This window comes from Streptomyces sp. R-74717, from assembly GCF_047305335.1.
GTDB lineage: Bacteria > Actinomycetota > Actinomycetes > Streptomycetales > Streptomycetaceae > Streptomyces > Streptomyces atratus.
Window position 1 is genome coordinate 2,993,217 of the sequence record NZ_CP102361.1, and the last position, 14,103, is coordinate 3,007,319.

Sequence of the window (14,103 nt, forward strand, 5' to 3'; positions counted from 1 at the left end):
GATGCGTGGCCAGTCGCAGCGCAGACTCCAGGACCGGGAACGGATCGTCCCCAGCGGTCGATGCCGTATCCCTCGCAATCATCGAGCAGCTCCAGGAGGACGGGCGTCGTCCGTACGCCGCGATCGGCAAGGCCGTCGGCCTCTCCGAGGCGGCCGTGCGGCAGCGCGTCCAGAAGCTGCTCGACCAGGGCGTGATGCAGATCGTCGCCGTCACGGACCCGCTCACCGTGGGATTCCGACGGCAGGCGATGGTCGGCATCAATGTCGAAGGCGACCTCGATCCCGTCGCCGAGGCGCTGTCGGCCATGGCCGAGTGCGAGTACGTGGTGATGACCGCGGGCTCCTTCGACCTGATGGTGGAGATCGTCTGCGAGGACGACGACCACCTGCTGGAAACGATCAACAAACGCATCCGGGCCATCCCCGGTGTGCGCTCCACCGAGAGCTTTGTGTACCTGAAGCTCAAGAAGCAGACCTATATGTGGGGAACCCGATAGCCGTGAGCAAGGACCTCAGCCGAACCGCGTACGACCACCTGTGGATGCATTTCACCCGCATGTCGGACTACGAGAACGCGCCCGTTCCCACCATCGTGCGTGGCGAGGGCACCTACATCTACGACGACCAGGGCAAGCGCTACCTCGACGGCCTGTCCGGCCTGTTCGTGGTCAACGCCGGTCACGGCCGTCACGAGCTCGCCGAGGCGGCGTACAAGCAGGGCCAGGAGCTGGGCTTCTTCCCGGTGTGGTCCTACGCCCACCCGAAGGCCGTCGAGCTGGCCGAGCGCCTCGCCGACTACGCGCCGGGCGACCTCAACAAGGTCTTCTTCACCACTGGTGGCGGCGAGGCCGTGGAGACCGCCTGGAAGCTGGCCAAGCAGTACTTCAAGCTCCAGGGCAAGCCGACCAAGTACAAGGTCATCTCGCGTGCGGTCGCTTACCACGGCACCCCGCAGGGCGCCCTGTCGATCACCGGCCTGCCGGCCCTCAAGGCCCCCTTCGAGCCGCTGGTCCCCGGCGCGCACAAGGTGCCGAACACGAACATCTACCGTGCCCCGATCCACGGCGACGACCCGGAGGCCTTCGGTCGCTGGGCCGCCGACCAGATCGAGCAGGAGATCCTCTTCGAGGGCCCGGACACCGTCGCCGCGGTCTTCCTGGAGCCGGTGCAGAACGCAGGCGGCTGCTTCCCGCCGCCGCCCGGATACTTCCAGCGCGTGCGCGAGATCTGCGACAAGTACGACGTGCTGCTCGTCTCCGACGAGGTCATCTGCGCCTTCGGCCGTCTCGGCACGATGTTCGCCTGCGACAAGTTCGGCTACGTGCCGGACATGATCACCTGCGCCAAGGGCATGACCTCGGGCTACTCCCCGATCGGTGCCTGCATCGTCTCGGACCGCATCGCCGCGCCGTTCTACGAGGGTGACAACACCTTCCTGCACGGCTACACCTTCGGTGGCCACCCGGTCTCCGCGGCGGTCGGCCTCGCCAACCTCGACATCTTCGAGCGCGAGGGCCTCAATCAGCACGTCCTGGACAACGAGAACGCCTTCTACACGACGCTGCAGAAGCTGCTCGACCTGCCGATCGTCGGCGACGTCCGCGGCAACGGCTTCTTCTACGGCATCGAGCTGGTGAAGGACAAGGCCACCAAGGAGACCTTCACCGACGAGGAGACCGAGCGCGTCCTGTACGGCTTCCTCTCCAAGGCGCTGTACGACAACGGCCTGTACTGCCGGGCCGACGACCGCGGCGACCCGGTCGTCCAGCTCGCGCCGCCGCTGGTCTCCGACCAGTCGACGTTCGACGAGATCGAGGGCATTCTGCGCACCGTCCTCACCGAGGCGTGGACCAAGCTCTGACCGGCCGTTCGATCGGCTGACCGGCCACGGACCGGGCAGCCGATCGCCCTGTCCGCCCGTCCACCCGACGGGCCAGGATCCGTCCGGCCGTGATCGGCCGGACGGCCCTGCGGCTTGACCACCGGTTGACCACCGCTCGACCGCCCTCCAGCGGTCATTTCATACGGTCCACACGGCCCGGATGCGCCCATTCGAGTGGGATGAAGCGCACCCGGGCCGTGTGCTGTGCCCACACCGCGGTTCGAATCCTTACGGTGCCGAGTGACCGATCGGCCCCCTCTTCGTTCCCCCGTAAGGGGGACGGGACATGCGATCTGAACCGAGGTGTACGCCATGGTGGCCCCGCCGGACAACGACGTGATCTGGGCGCGTTCCCTGCACCACTCCCACAACGGCTCACCCGCACTCGCCGGCGTCTCCGTGGGTGTCCACGACGGCGAGATCCTCGCCGTGACCGGCCCCAGGGGCAGCGGCAAGACGACCCTGCTGCACTGCCTTTCCGGTCAACTGGTGCCCCAGCAGGGCGAGGTGTGGTTCAACAGCGTCCCCGTCCACACCATGGGCCCCCGCTTGCGCGAACGGCTGCGGCGCGACAAGTTCGGCTGGATCGCCCCCGAGCCCCAGCTCGTACCGGAGTTGAACGCCTGGGAGAACGTGGCTCTTCCGCTGCTGCTGCGCGGCGTCTCGCGCCGGGAGGCGAAGAAGACCGGGCTGGAGTGGCTGGAGCGGCTGGACATCGGCGTGTGCGCCAAGAAGCGACCGCACACGCTGCCCCAGGGGCAGCGCCAGCGGATCGCCGTGGCCCGCGCGCTGGCCGCCTCCCCCTCGGTGATCTTCGCCGACGAGCCGACCGCGACCCTGCACCGCACCGACCGGGCGCATGTGCTGCGCACTCTCACCAGCGCGGCCCGCTCGCACGGCATCACGGTCGTGCTCGCCACTCATGACGCGGAAATCGCCGCCCTCGCCGACCGTATGGTCCCGTTGCTGGACGGCCGCCCCGTCGCCACCGTCGCCCTGCCCGGCGTATCCGATGCGGAGGGCAGGGCGGCGTGCTCGCTCTCCGTCTAGCCCGGGGTACCCATCCGCTGGTCCTGATGCGACGGCTGCTGGTCGCGGCCGCCTCCGCCGGGGTCGGCTTCCTGCTGCTGTGCGCCCTGGGCTACGCATCGGGGCACCCGGCGCACTCCGCCGCGGCCGTGCTGCGGCTGCTGTGGTGCTTCGTACCGCTCGCCGCCACCGTGCAGTTCGCGGTCGCGGTAGCCCGTACGGACCCGAGTACCCGGCCACGCTCCGGGCTGTCCGCCGTGGGCCTCGGGCCGGTCAGGCTCACGGTGCTCGCCGCGGTCTCCACAGCCGTCTCCTGCACCCTCGGGTCGATGGTGGCGCTGCTGTTCTTCCTGCATCTGCGCGGCGATCTGTCCGGGCTGCCGTTCGACGGTGCGGCGGCAGGGCTGCTCGACGCGGACGCCCCGCTGCCGCTCGCGGCCGTACTCCTGCTGCTGGCCCTGGTCCCGGTGGCCGCGGCCACGGCGAGCGGGCTGGCGCTGCGCGCCCGGCCGGTCTCGGCGACGGTCCCGGACGAGGTACCGGAGGACCGGCCACCCACTTCGGCGACGCCCTCGACCGGGCTGCCGTGGGGGGTGGCGCTGATCGCGGCCGGCCTCGCCGTAGAGGCGTACCTGAGCCGCGGCGACGGGCGCAGCCTGCTCCCGCTCCCCGGCCGGTTCGACGCCACCCCGGCCGGAGTGCTGGCAGGGTGGGCGCTGACGGCGATCGGCCTGGCCATGGCCGGACCCGGCCTGGCATATCTCTGCGGGCGGCTGCTCCAGGCGGTGCGCCCCGGCGCCGTACGGCTGCTGGCCGGCCGGGTGCTGATGGGCGAGGCGCGCCGGATCGGCGGGCCGCTCGGTGTGGTCTGTGCGGTGCTCTCCGCGGTGATCGCCGCCTACGCGCTGCACGGGACGGGGCCGCGCCCCTTCGGCCCGCTCACAGCACTGGGCGCGGTGCTCGTCCTCGGCTGTACGTCCGCGACGCTGCTGACCTCGGCGCTGGAGGCGAGGCAGGACCGCACCCGGACGGCACGGGCGCTGCTGCGGCTGGGTGCCCCGGCCTCGGTGCTGTGGGCCGCGACGGCCCTGCGCGCCGCCGCGCTGCTGGTCGTCTTCGCCCCGTTGACCTGGCTGGTCGCCGAGCTGGCGGCGCTGCCGCTGACGGCCTGAGGACGCCGCGTCCCGGCCACGCCCGTGCACCTCGGCCGCTACGTAGCATGACAACGTGGACAACCCGGACGACAGCAATCCCGTACCCGGCCCGGAGATCGAGTCGCTCGCCGATTTCGACGCGGTGGTCGCCTCCGGGAGGCTGGCCGGACACCGGGTCCAGTCCGTCGACCTGACGGACCGGGAAGCCGCCCTGCTGGCCGCCGATACGGCCGGTGCCGTCTTCCTCGGCTGCCTGATGGCGCCCGGAACGGCGGCGAAGGTACGGGCCGACGGTGCGTTCGTCTTCCCGCCGGTGCCCGGACTGCCCTTCGATCCATACCGCGGCCTGCTCTACTCCCCCGACGCGCTCTACGAAGGGCTGGCGGACGGCGGCTACGCGGCGACGCCCGATGCCCGCGCGTACCGCTGGTTCCAGGAGACCCGGGCGAGCGGCGACACCTTCGCGTCGATGCTGCGTGCGCTCCACGACGACGCGGTCTCCGACGCGCTGGACGAACACCTCGCCGGCGCCTTTGTCGTCGGGGTGATGGGCGGCCATACGACGGCCCGCGGCAGCGCGGAGTACGCGGCGGCGGCCCGGCTGGGCCGGACGCTGGCCCGGAGCGGACTGACGGTGGCCACCGGTGGCGGGCCGGGCGCGATGGAGGCCGCGAATCTCGGGGCGTACGCGGCGCCGCACCCCGATCCGATGCTGGACAAGGCCTGCGAACTCCTGGCCGGCACCCCCTCGTTCACCCCGTCGGTCACCGACTGGGCGCTGGCCGCCTTCGCCGTACGGGAGCGCTGGCCGGGCGGCGGCTCGGTCTCGATCCCCACCTGGTTCTACGGACATGAGCCGCCGAACCCGTTCGCGGACCACATCGCCAAGTACTTCGCCAACGCGCTGCGCGAGGACGGGCTGCTCGCCCGCTCCACGGCGGGCGTGATCTTCCTGCCGGGCGCGGCCGGCACCGTACAGGAGATCTTCGACAACGCGACGCCGAACTACTACGGCTCCCGCGGCAGGCCGACCCCGATGGTGCTGGTCGGCCGCGCGCACTGGACGAGGGAGCTGCCCGCGTGGCCACTGCTGCGCGCGCTGGCCGGCAGCCGGCCGATGGAGTCCCGTATCGCGCTCGTCGACACGGTGGACGAGGCCGCCGAGGCACTCGCCCGGTTGTCGGCGAAACGGTAGGCCGAGGCCGTTTCAGAGGGACGCGAGACGGGCCACGAGCGCGTCGAAGAAGGCCTCCCAGCCGTCCTCGGCGGCCGCGTACTGCTCTGCCGTGAGGTTGCCGCCACGCTGCTTGAAGACCATTTCGGTGGTCTTGTCGCCGCGGTCGGTGAAGGTGACGGTGACGGTCTCGCCCTCGATGCCGGCAGGTGCGGTGGCGTCCTTCAGCGTGAACACCAGCCGCTCGGGGGCAAGGACCTCGCGGTAGACCCCGTGGAAGGGCATCTCAGTGCCCGGCACCACGATGACCAGGCTCCAGGCGCCGCCCGGCCTGACATCCATCGACACCCGGTCGAGCGGGACCTCGGCGTCCCCGCCGTACCAGGCGGCGAAGTGCTCGGGCGTCGTCCAGGCCTCGAAGACCAGTTCCCGCGGGGCGTCGAGGATGCGGGTGATGTCGATGCCCTCGCGTGCTGACTCAGTCATTGTTCCCGTCCCTCTCGGAGTCGTTCCGGATCTGCCGCATGTCCTCCTCCAGCTTGCACGGACATCACTGCGCAGACCCGCCGCGTGTGATCGGTCCGGGCCGCTCCAGCAGTTCCGGACGCCGGGAGGCGGCGGGCACGATCGTCGGATAAGACCGACCGGCAAATGGGGGGGTGGGAGAAGGAGCGGGGCTGGGTGCGTGCAGCTGCAAGGCGGAGGATTGAGCCAACGCGGAGCGTTGGTGATTGACGACAACGCCGCAGATGTGCGTGCCCAGCCCCGCTCCTTCTCCCACCCCCCCATTTGCCGGTCGGTCTAAGGCTCGGCCGGTCGAGTGAACCCGGCCGCGCCCTCCGCCGGACGCGCGAGGCCGGTCAGAAGACGGCGGGCAGGACGACGGTCTCCGCCGCGTCGAAGCCGACCCCGACCGTCGCGCCCTCCTCCGGGGCGTCCCGCAGCGCACACTCCGCCTCCAAAACCGGACCGCCCACCGGCGTCAGCCGCACGGCGACATGGTTGCCCCGGAACGTACGCGTCCCGACCGTGCAGCGCAGCCCCCCGTCCGGGGAGCCGATCCGGACCCCGGACGGGCGCACCAGCAGATCGCACGCCCCCTGCGGCGAGCCCTCGGGCACCGGCACCTTGCCCCACACCGTGTCGGCGGCCGTGCCGGCCACCGTCGCCTCCACCACGTTGTCGAAGCCGAGGAACCGGGCGACGAAGGCGGAGGCGGGCTGCTGCCAGACCTCCAGTGGGGTGCCCACCTGGGCGATCCGCCCGTCGCGCATGACCACCACCCGGTCGGCGAGGGCGAACGCCTCGCTCTGGTCGTGGGTGACGGCGAGCACCGTCGTACCCAATCGTCCGAAGAGCGTGCGCAGTTCGACGACGAGCCGTTCACGCAGCCCGCGGTCGAGCTGGCCGAGCGGCTCGTCCAGCATCAGCAGCTTCGGGCTCGGTGCGAGCGCCCTCGCGAGGGCGACACGCTGCTGCTCACCGCCGGACAGCGCGGCGACGGCCCGCCGTTCGGAGCCGGGCAGGCCCACCAGGTCGAGGAGTTCACCGACCCTGCGCTCCTGATCGCGCCGCGACACCCCGCGCATCCGCAGCCCGAAGGCGACATTGGCGCCGACATCCCGGTGCGGGAAGAGCTGGTGGTCCTGGAACATCAGGCCGAGTCCGCGCCGGTGCACCGGCACCCCGGCCTGGTCCGCGCCGTCCAGCAGCACCCGGCCGCCGTCCGGTGGGTGCAGTCCGGCGACCACCCGCAGCAGGGTCGACTTGCCGCTGCCGCTCGGCCCCAGCACACACACGATCTCGTGCTCGGCGACCTTCAGATCCACCCTGTCGAGTGCCGCCCGCTCACCGAAGCGCACCGTGGCCGATTCCAGTGTCAGCATCTCTAGAACTCCCCGGATCGGTCCGTGCGGATACGTTCGAGCAGCAGCAGCGAGAAGGCGCAGACCACCATCAAAATGGTGCTGAGGGCCATCGCCTGGCCGTAGTTGAGCTCCCCGGCCCGCCCCAGCAGCCGGGCCACGGCCACCGGCAGCGTCGGGCGGTCGGGCCGTGCGATGAACACCGTCGCGCCGAACTCACCGAGCGACACGGCGAACGCGAACCCGGCCGCGACCAGCAACGCCCGCCGCACCAGCGGCAGATCGACCTCCCGCCAGGCCCGCAGGGGTGACGCCCCGAGCACCGCGGCCGCCTCCCTCAGCCGGCCGTCCACCGCCCGCAGGACCGGCAGCATGGTCCGTACGACGAAGGGCACACCGACCAGCGCCTGGGCGAGCGGCACCAGAATCCATGAAGTCCGCAGATCCAGCGGCGGCTTGTCCAGCGTGATCAGAAAGCCGAAGCCGACGGTGACCGCGGACACCCCGAGCGGCAGCATCAGCAAGGCGTCGAAGCCGCGGACGAGCCGCCCCGCGCGCCGGGTCAGCGCCGCGGCGGCGAGCCCGCCGATGACCAGCGCGATGACGGTCGCGACCAGTGCGTACTGAGTTGAGTTCCAGATCGCTTCGAGCGGGGCGACCAGGAACGTACCGCCACCGGCGTCGGCGGACCGCAGGGCGCGGTAGAAGTCGAAGCCATGGCCGCCGGGTGTGTCCAGCGAGCGCTCGACCAGCACCCCGAGCGGCAGCAATATCAGCACGAGTACCGTCAGCAGCACCCCGCAGAGCAGCGCCCACTGCCCGGCGCCGCGCGGCCTGCGGGCGGTCTGTGCCGGGTCGACCAGCTTCAGCGCGGTCTCCCTGCGCCGTACGGTCCACGCGTGGACGGCGAGGATCGCGCCGACCGCGGCGAACTGCACCAGCGTCAGCACGGCGGCTGTCGGCAGGGCGAGCAGTTGGGCGGTCTGCCGGTAGATCTCCACCTCCAGCGTGGAGTACCCCGGGCCGCCGAGGATCTGTACGACCCCGAAGGAGGTGAAGGTGAAGAGGAAGACCATCAGCGCGGCGGCGGCCACGGCGGGCGCGAGGGCCGGCAGGGTGACCCGCCGCCAGGCGGCGAACCGTCCGGCACCCAGCACCCGGGCGGCCTCCTCCTGCCGTGGGTCGAGCTGTGACCACAGCCCGCCCACGGTCCGCACGACCACCGCGTAGTTGAAGAAGACATGGGCGAGCAGAATTGCCCAGACGGTGGTGTCGAGCCGTACGCCCCAGAGTTCATCGAGGAACCCGCCGCGTCCCAGCAGCGCCAGGAAGGCGGTCCCGACGACGACGGTCGGCAGGACGAACGGCACGGTGACGACCGCCCGCAGCAGTTGTTTGCCGGGGAAGTCGAAGCGGGCGAAGACATAGGCGCCGGGCAGCGCGATCAGCAGGGTCAGCGCGGTCGAGGCGAGCGCCTGCCAGGTGGTGAACCAGAGGACGTCGCGGATGTCCGGCCGGGTCAGCACCTCGCCGATCCGGCCGAACTGCCAGACGCCGTCGACCTTCAGCCCGCGGCCGACGATCGCGGCGACGGGGTAGGCGAAGAACAGCGCGAAGAACGCGACGGGCACGGCCATCAGGCCGAGCCGCACCGCGCTCCCCCGCCACGCCTTTGCGCGCGCCAGGTTCGCGTGCCCGGAGCGGGCGCGCGGCCTCTTTCCGCGCGGCCCCTCCCCGTGCTTGCTCTTCCCGTGCTCGCCCTTCCCGCACGCGTCCGTTCCGCGTACGGGAGTCTTCGCTACTTCACTACGAGCGAGGACCACGACTGGACCCACTGCTCACGGTTCTTGGAGATCTCGTCGGGGGCGACGGTCGTCGGCTTGTCCACCGTCGCGCCGAACTTCGTGAAGAGTTCCGGCAGTTCCGCGCTCTTGGTGACCGGGTTCACGAACATGTTGAGCGGCATGTCCTCCTGGAACTTCTTGCTGATCAGGAAGTCCAGCAGGGCCTTGCCGCCCGCCTCGTTCTTCGCACCGTTCAGCAGACCCGCGAACTCGATCTGACGGAAGCAGGTCCCGGTGGCGACCCCGGTCGGGGCCTCGGCCGGCTGCGGCTTCGCGTACAGCACCTCGACGGGCGGGCTGGAGGCGTACGAGACGACGAGCGGCCGGTCGGCCTTGGCCTTCTTTCCGCCCGCGGAGCCGGAGAACTCCTCGTTGTACGCCTGCTCCCAGCCGTCGACGACCTTGACGCCGTTGCTCTTCAGCTTCTTCCAGTAGTCCTGGTAGCCCTTCTCGCCGTAAGTGGCGACGGTGCCGAGGAGGAAGCCGAGGCCGGGCGAGGAGGTCCCGGCGTTCTCGGTGACGAGGAGGTTCTTGTACGCGGGCTTCGCCAGGTCGTCGAAGGACTGCGGCGGCGCGAGCTTCTTGTCGGCGAAGTACTTCTTGTCGTAGTTGATGCAGATGTCGCCGGTGTCGATCGGGGTGACCCGGTGCTCGGCGTCCAGTTGGGTGCCTGCCGCCACCTGGTCGAGGCCCTTCGCCTCGTACGGCGTGAAGAGACCGCTGTCGAGAGCGCGGGAGAGCAGTGTGTTGTCGACGCCGAAGAACACATCGCCGCGGGGGGAGCCCTTGGTCAGGATCTCCTGGTTGAGCGCGACACCCGCGTCGCCGCTCTTCAGCACCTTGACGGTGTAGCCGGTCTCCTCCGTGAACTCCTTGAGCACATCCTTGGAGGCGTTGAAGGAGTCATGGCTGACGAGAGTCACGGTCTTCGAACCGGAGCTCTTCGTGCCGCCGGAACCGGAGTCCGACGTGTCGGAACTCCCGCATCCGGCAAGTGCCGTGACGCCGAGCGCGCCGACGACAGCCGTCGCCGCAAGCCGCTTGGTTCTGCGCGTGGTGCTCATTGTGGATTCCTCCTGGGTTTTGGCCAGGAAGAGACGCGGCCCCGCCCCTGGGGAAGCGGGCAGGGCGCAACAGCATGAGTTGATGACCGAACTTCCTACCCGGAATGACCCGGGCGAGGTTCAGAGGGTCTGCGGCCGACCTGTTCTCGGTGCCGCACTCTCAGCGCTGTGGCGCTCCCCTGTCGGAATATGAAGTTGATTTCAGGCCCAGGTTACACGGGCCGTTCCGGCCTCAGCGCTCGGCTGCCGCCAGCTGCCCACAGGCCCCGTCGATCTCCTGGCCGCGGGTGTCCCGCACGGTGACCGGCACTCCGTGTGCCGCGATCGCCTCGACGAAAGCCTTCTCGTCCTCGGGCCGCGAGGCGGTCCACTTGGAGCCGGGCGTCGGGTTCAGCGGGATCAAATTGACGTGCACCCGCTTGCCCTTGAGAAGCCGGCCGAGCCGGTCACCGCGCCACGCCTGGTCGTTGATGTCCCGGATCAGCGCGTACTCGATGGAGATGCGGCGGCCGGACTTCTCCGCGTACTCCCACGCGGCGTCCAGCACCTCGCCCACCTTCCAGCGCGTGTTCACGGGGACGAGCGTGTCGCGCAGCTCGTCGTCCGGTGCGTGCAGGGAGACGGCAAGACGGCACTTGAAGCCCTCGTCGGCGAAACGGAGCATCGCGGGCACCAGGCCCACGGTGGAGACGGTGATCCCGCGCTGCGAGAGCCCCAGCCCGTCCGGCTCCGGGTCGGTCAGCCGGCGGATCGCGCCGACCACCCGGTTGTAGTTGGCGAGCGGCTCGCCCATGCCCATGAAGACGATGTTGGAGAGCCGCGCCGGACCACCGGGGACCTCCCCGTCGCGCAGCGCGCGCATGCCGTCCACGATCTGGTGGACGATCTCCGCGGTCGACAGATTGCGGTCGAGACCGGCCTGCCCCGTCGCACAGAACGGGCAGTTCATCCCGCATCCCGCCTGCGACGAGATGCACATCGTCACCCGCTCCGGGTAGCGCATCAGGACAGACTCGACGAGCGTCCCGTCGTGCAGCTTCCACAGCGTCTTACGGGTGGTGTCGTCGTCACAGCTGATGTGGCGGACCACCGACATCAGGTCGGGGAACATCGCCTCGGCGAGCTTGTCCCGCGAACCGGCCGGGATGTTGGTCCACTCGGCCGGGTCGTGCGCGTACCGCGCGAAGTAGTGCTGTGACAGCTGCTGGGCGCGGAACGGCTTCTCGCCGATCGCGGCGACGGCTTCCTTGCGCTCGGCGGGCGTGAGGTCGGCGAGATGTCGCGGCGGCTTCTTGGCTCCGCGGGGCGCGACGAAAGTGAGTTCTCCGGGCTTAGGCATGGTTCATCCAGTGTCGCAGACAGAACGGTGAGGGCCCGCCGCCCTGTGGACAACGGACCCTCACTCGTAAAAGCCCAGGTCAGGACAGTAGAGCTCGGGGATCAGCCGGAACCCACGAACAGCACCAGCAGCAGCCAGACCACCGGGGCGGTCGGCAGCAGCGAGTCCAGCCGGTCCATGATGCCGCCGTGGCCCGGCAGCAGCGTGCCCATGTCCTTGATCCCGAGGTCCCGCTTGATCATCGACTCGCCCAGGTCACCGAGCGTGGCACTGGCCGCGACCGCGAGCCCCAGCAGCAGTCCCTGCCACCAGGAACCGCCGTCGATCAGGAACTGCATGCACAGCGCACCGGCGACCATCGCGAAGGCGACGGCCCCGAACAGGCCCTCACGGGTCTTTCCGGGGCTGATGCGCGGCGCGAGCTTGTGCTTGCCGAAGCGCCAGCCGACGGCGTACGCACCCGTGTCGCTGACCACGGTCAGCAGCAGGAAGGTGAGCACCCGCTGCGGCCCGTCGTCCGCGGTCAGGAGCATGGCGACGAAGGTGGCCAGGAACGGTACGTAGAACGCGGCGAACACGCCGGCCGTGACGTCCTTGAGGTAGCCCTCGGGCCGCTCGGTCATCCGCCAGACGAGCACCGCGAGTGCGGTCAGCGCCATCGCCACCCAGGCGCCCTCGGCGCCCCGTGCGTATCCGGCCACCACCATCGCCGCGCCACCGACCGCCAGCGGGATGAGCGGCGCCTTGATGCCCTTGCGCTCCTCCAGCCGGGAGGTGAGCTCCCACAGGCCCACGACGACGGCGACGGCGATCACACCGACGAAGACGGCCTTCACGATGAACAGCGAGGCGACGATGACGGCGCCGAGCCCCACACCGACCCCTATTGCGGATCGCAGATCACGGCCCGCACGTTTCCTCTGCGGGGGCGGTGGCGCGGTGGACATGGGCTCCTGCGGCTTCTCGTCACGGTACAGGGGGCCGCCGCTCAGGCGTGCGGCCCCCTGGTCCCGGTCATCACGATCGTCAGCGTCTCTACCTGCGTCGGGAACGTCCGGCACTATGGGCATGGGCCGAGTCTGCTGGGCGTCATACACATCGTATGCAGGACCCGCCGGGGCGGCCTGCATCTCGGGCGCACCCCAGCGGCCGGCTCCCTGCGGGGCGCCCCAGGAAGAGTCGTTCATCAGACTTCGAGCAGCTCGGCTTCCTTGTGCTTGAGCAGCTCGTCAACCTGTGCGACGTACTTCGCGGTGGTGTCGTCGAGCTCCTTCTCGGCGCGACGCACCTCGTCCTCGCCGGACTCCTTGTCCTTGACCAGCTTGTCGAGCGTCTCCTTGGCCTTGCGACGCACGGCCCGGATGGAGATCTTGGAGTCCTCGGCCTTCGTCTTCGCGACCTTGATGTAGTCGCGGCGACGCTCCTCGGTGAGGTCCGGGAAGGTCACCCGGATGATATTGCCGTCGTTGCTCGGGTTGACGCCGAGGTCCGAGTCGCGGATGGCCTGCTCGATGTTGCGCAGCGCGCTCTTGTCGAACGGCGTCACGACGGCCATGCGCGGCTCGGGCACCGAGAACGAGGCGAGCTGGTTGATCGGGGTCAGCGCGCCGTAGTAGTCGGCAACGATCTTGTTGAACATCGCCGGGTGCGCACGGCCGGTACGGATCGCGGCGAAGTCCTCTTTCGCGACGACGACGGCCTTCTCCATCTTCTCCTCGGCCTCAAGGAGGGTTTCTTCGATCACCACGTGCTCCTGCGTGTCTTGAGTGGGCCCGGCGTGCTCGGGCCCGGCGGGTCCTGCGTCGCGTCCTCACCTGCACGGTGTCCGACCGGCAGGCCGTTGTCCATCCTTCGGGACCTGTCCCGGGGTGTTCCCCGCAGGCCCCGGACCTTCCCTTGACTTCCCGGGAAGGTCCCCCGGTTCTCAGGCCCGGGTGCCCTGGTCACTCACGAGCGTGCCGATCTTCTCACCCTTGACCGCGCGGGCGATATTGCCCGTGGCGGTCAGCTCGAAGACGAGGATCGGCAGCTGGTTGTCGCGGCAGAGCGTGATGGCGGTGGCGTCGGCGATCTTGAGATCGCGGGCGAGCACCTCGCTGTACTCAAGGGCGTCGAACTTCACCGCGTCGGGGTTGGTCTTCGGGTCGGAGTCGTAGACCCCGTCCACCCCGTTCTTGCCCATCAGCAGACCCTGGGCGTCGATCTCCAGGGCGCGCTGGGCGGCAGTGGTGTCGGTGGAGAAGTACGGCATCCCCATGCCGGCGCCGAAGATGACGACACGGCCCTTCTCCAGGTGGCGCACGGCGCGCAGCGGGATGTACGGCTCCGCGACCTGCCCCATGGTGATGGCGGTCTGGACGCGGGAGTCGATGCCCTCCTTCTCCAGGAAGTCCTGGAGCGCCAGGCAGTTCATGACCGTGCCGAGCATGCCCATGTAGTCGGAGCGGGCCCGGTCCATGCCGCGCTGCTGGAGCTCGGCACCGCGGAAGAAGTTGCCGCCGCCGATGACGACCGCGATTTGCGCGCCGTCGCGGACGACTGCCGCGATTTCCCGGGCGATGGCGTGTACGACGTCGGGGTCGACACCGAGACCCCCGCCACCGGCGAACGCCTCTCCGGACAGCTTCAGCATGAAGCGCCCGGGTACCTTGCCGTCGTCGCGCTTGTGGTCACCTGTTGCGGCGTCCGCGCCCTTGTTCATGGAGATTCTCCTCGTGCACATACGAAGAAGGCCATTGCCGGTGGGTCTGGT

General features: G+C 70.0%; 13 protein-coding genes and 1 riboswitch. Of the genes, 5 read left to right on the forward strand and 8 right to left on the reverse strand.

Translation table 11 applies throughout. The features are described from left to right. The first annotated feature begins 5 nt into the window (after nucleotides 1–5). The 5 genes from NRF20_RS13330 (at nucleotide 6) to NRF20_RS13350 (ending at nucleotide 5,260) form a co-directional block, all read left to right on the forward strand. Nucleotides 6–497: an Lrp/AsnC family transcriptional regulator gene (locus tag NRF20_RS13330; protein ID WP_030928325.1), complete on the forward strand. Its 492-nt coding sequence runs from the start codon at nucleotides 6–8 to the stop codon at nucleotides 495–497. Continuing rightward, entirely contained in the window at nucleotides 482–1,861 is a 1,380-nt protein-coding gene (locus NRF20_RS13335; protein WP_266357465.1) for an aspartate aminotransferase family protein, read from the forward strand. The genes NRF20_RS13330 and NRF20_RS13335 overlap by 16 nt, the downstream gene beginning before the upstream one ends. Before the next feature lie 333 nt (nucleotides 1,862–2,194). Next, complete coding sequence (locus tag NRF20_RS13340) at nucleotides 2,195–2,932, forward strand: ABC transporter ATP-binding protein (RefSeq protein ID WP_398630270.1); 738 nt, start codon at nucleotides 2,195–2,197, stop codon at nucleotides 2,930–2,932. Then, nucleotides 2,914–4,083 (forward strand): hypothetical protein, encoded by a 1,170-nt coding sequence (locus tag NRF20_RS13345; RefSeq protein WP_398630271.1) that lies wholly within the window; start codon nucleotides 2,914–2,916, stop codon nucleotides 4,081–4,083. Before NRF20_RS13340 ends, NRF20_RS13345 begins: the two co-directional genes overlap by 19 nt. A gap of 55 nt (nucleotides 4,084–4,138) precedes the next feature. Continuing rightward, complete coding sequence (locus tag NRF20_RS13350) at nucleotides 4,139–5,260, forward strand: LOG family protein (protein ID WP_266357471.1); 1,122 nt, start codon at nucleotides 4,139–4,141, stop codon at nucleotides 5,258–5,260. Nucleotides 5,261–5,272: 12 nt separating this feature from the next. Here NRF20_RS13350 and NRF20_RS13355 read toward each other — a convergent pair whose 3' ends face one another. The 8 genes from NRF20_RS13355 to pyrH form a co-directional block, all read right to left on the reverse strand. Then, nucleotides 5,273–5,725, reverse strand: coding sequence for an SRPBCC domain-containing protein (locus NRF20_RS13355; RefSeq protein ID WP_398630272.1), 453 nt, complete (start codon nucleotides 5,723–5,725; stop codon nucleotides 5,273–5,275). Between the two features lie 374 nt (nucleotides 5,726–6,099). After that, entirely contained in the window at nucleotides 6,100–7,125 is a 1,026-nt protein-coding gene (locus NRF20_RS13360) for an ABC transporter ATP-binding protein (RefSeq protein ID WP_398630273.1), read from the reverse strand. A 2-nt stretch (nucleotides 7,126–7,127) separates the two neighbouring features. Further along, on the reverse strand, nucleotides 7,128–8,741 hold the full coding sequence (locus NRF20_RS13365) for an ABC transporter permease (RefSeq protein WP_266357476.1): 1,614 nt from the start codon (nucleotides 8,739–8,741) through the stop codon (nucleotides 7,128–7,130). A gap of 161 nt (nucleotides 8,742–8,902) precedes the next feature. Continuing rightward, nucleotides 8,903–10,012 carry a thiamine ABC transporter substrate binding subunit gene (locus tag NRF20_RS13370; protein ID WP_266357477.1) on the reverse strand — a complete coding sequence of 370 codons (1,110 nt, stop codon included), beginning with the start codon at nucleotides 10,010–10,012 and terminating at the stop codon, nucleotides 8,903–8,905. Nucleotides 10,013–10,086: 74 nt separating this feature from the next. After that, nucleotides 10,087–10,203, reverse strand: a riboswitch (TPP riboswitch). Nucleotides 10,204–10,244: 41 nt separating this feature from the next. Further along, nucleotides 10,245–11,351, reverse strand: a complete 1,107-nt coding sequence (rlmN, locus tag NRF20_RS13375; RefSeq protein WP_093899078.1) for a 23S rRNA (adenine(2503)-C(2))-methyltransferase RlmN — start codon at nucleotides 11,349–11,351, stop codon at nucleotides 10,245–10,247. 101 nt (nucleotides 11,352–11,452) lie between these two features. Beyond that, nucleotides 11,453–12,538 carry a phosphatidate cytidylyltransferase gene (locus tag NRF20_RS13380; protein ID WP_398630274.1) on the reverse strand — a complete coding sequence of 362 codons (1,086 nt, stop codon included), beginning with the start codon at nucleotides 12,536–12,538 and terminating at the stop codon, nucleotides 11,453–11,455. Further along, nucleotides 12,538–13,095, reverse strand: coding sequence for a ribosome recycling factor (gene frr / locus NRF20_RS13385; RefSeq protein ID WP_093899080.1), 558 nt, complete (start codon nucleotides 13,093–13,095; stop codon nucleotides 12,538–12,540). The genes NRF20_RS13380 and frr overlap by 1 nt, the downstream gene beginning before the upstream one ends. Nucleotides 13,096–13,275: 180 nt before the next feature. Continuing rightward, nucleotides 13,276–14,052: a UMP kinase gene (pyrH, locus tag NRF20_RS13390; protein WP_266357511.1), complete on the reverse strand. Its 777-nt coding sequence runs from the start codon at nucleotides 14,050–14,052 to the stop codon at nucleotides 13,276–13,278. Nucleotides 14,053–14,103: the final 51 nt, after the last annotated feature.

Excerpts from the sequence above, each read along its gene's own strand:
- NRF20_RS13340 (WP_398630270.1), top strand. The coding sequence starts at position 2,195 with ATGGTGGCCCCGCCGGACAACGACGTGATCTGGGCGCGTTCCCTGCAC.
- NRF20_RS13355 (WP_398630272.1), bottom strand. The coding sequence starts at position 5,725 with ATGACTGAGTCAGCACGCGAGGGCATCGACATCACCCGCATCCTCGAC.
- NRF20_RS13360 (WP_398630273.1), bottom strand. The coding sequence starts at position 7,125 with ATGCTGACACTGGAATCGGCCACGGTGCGCTTCGGTGAGCGGGCGGCA.
- NRF20_RS13365 (WP_266357476.1), bottom strand. The coding sequence starts at position 8,741 with ATGGCCGTGCCCGTCGCGTTCTTCGCGCTGTTCTTCGCCTACCCCGTC.
- NRF20_RS13370 (WP_266357477.1), bottom strand. The coding sequence starts at position 10,012 with ATGAGCACCACGCGCAGAACCAAGCGGCTTGCGGCGACGGCTGTCGTC.
- rlmN (WP_093899078.1), bottom strand. The coding sequence starts at position 11,351 with ATGCCTAAGCCCGGAGAACTCACTTTCGTCGCGCCCCGCGGAGCCAAG.
- NRF20_RS13380 (WP_398630274.1), bottom strand. The coding sequence starts at position 12,538 with ATGAACGACTCTTCCTGGGGCGCCCCGCAGGGAGCCGGCCGCTGGGGT.
- pyrH (WP_266357511.1), bottom strand. The coding sequence starts at position 14,052 with ATGAACAAGGGCGCGGACGCCGCAACAGGTGACCACAAGCGCGACGAC.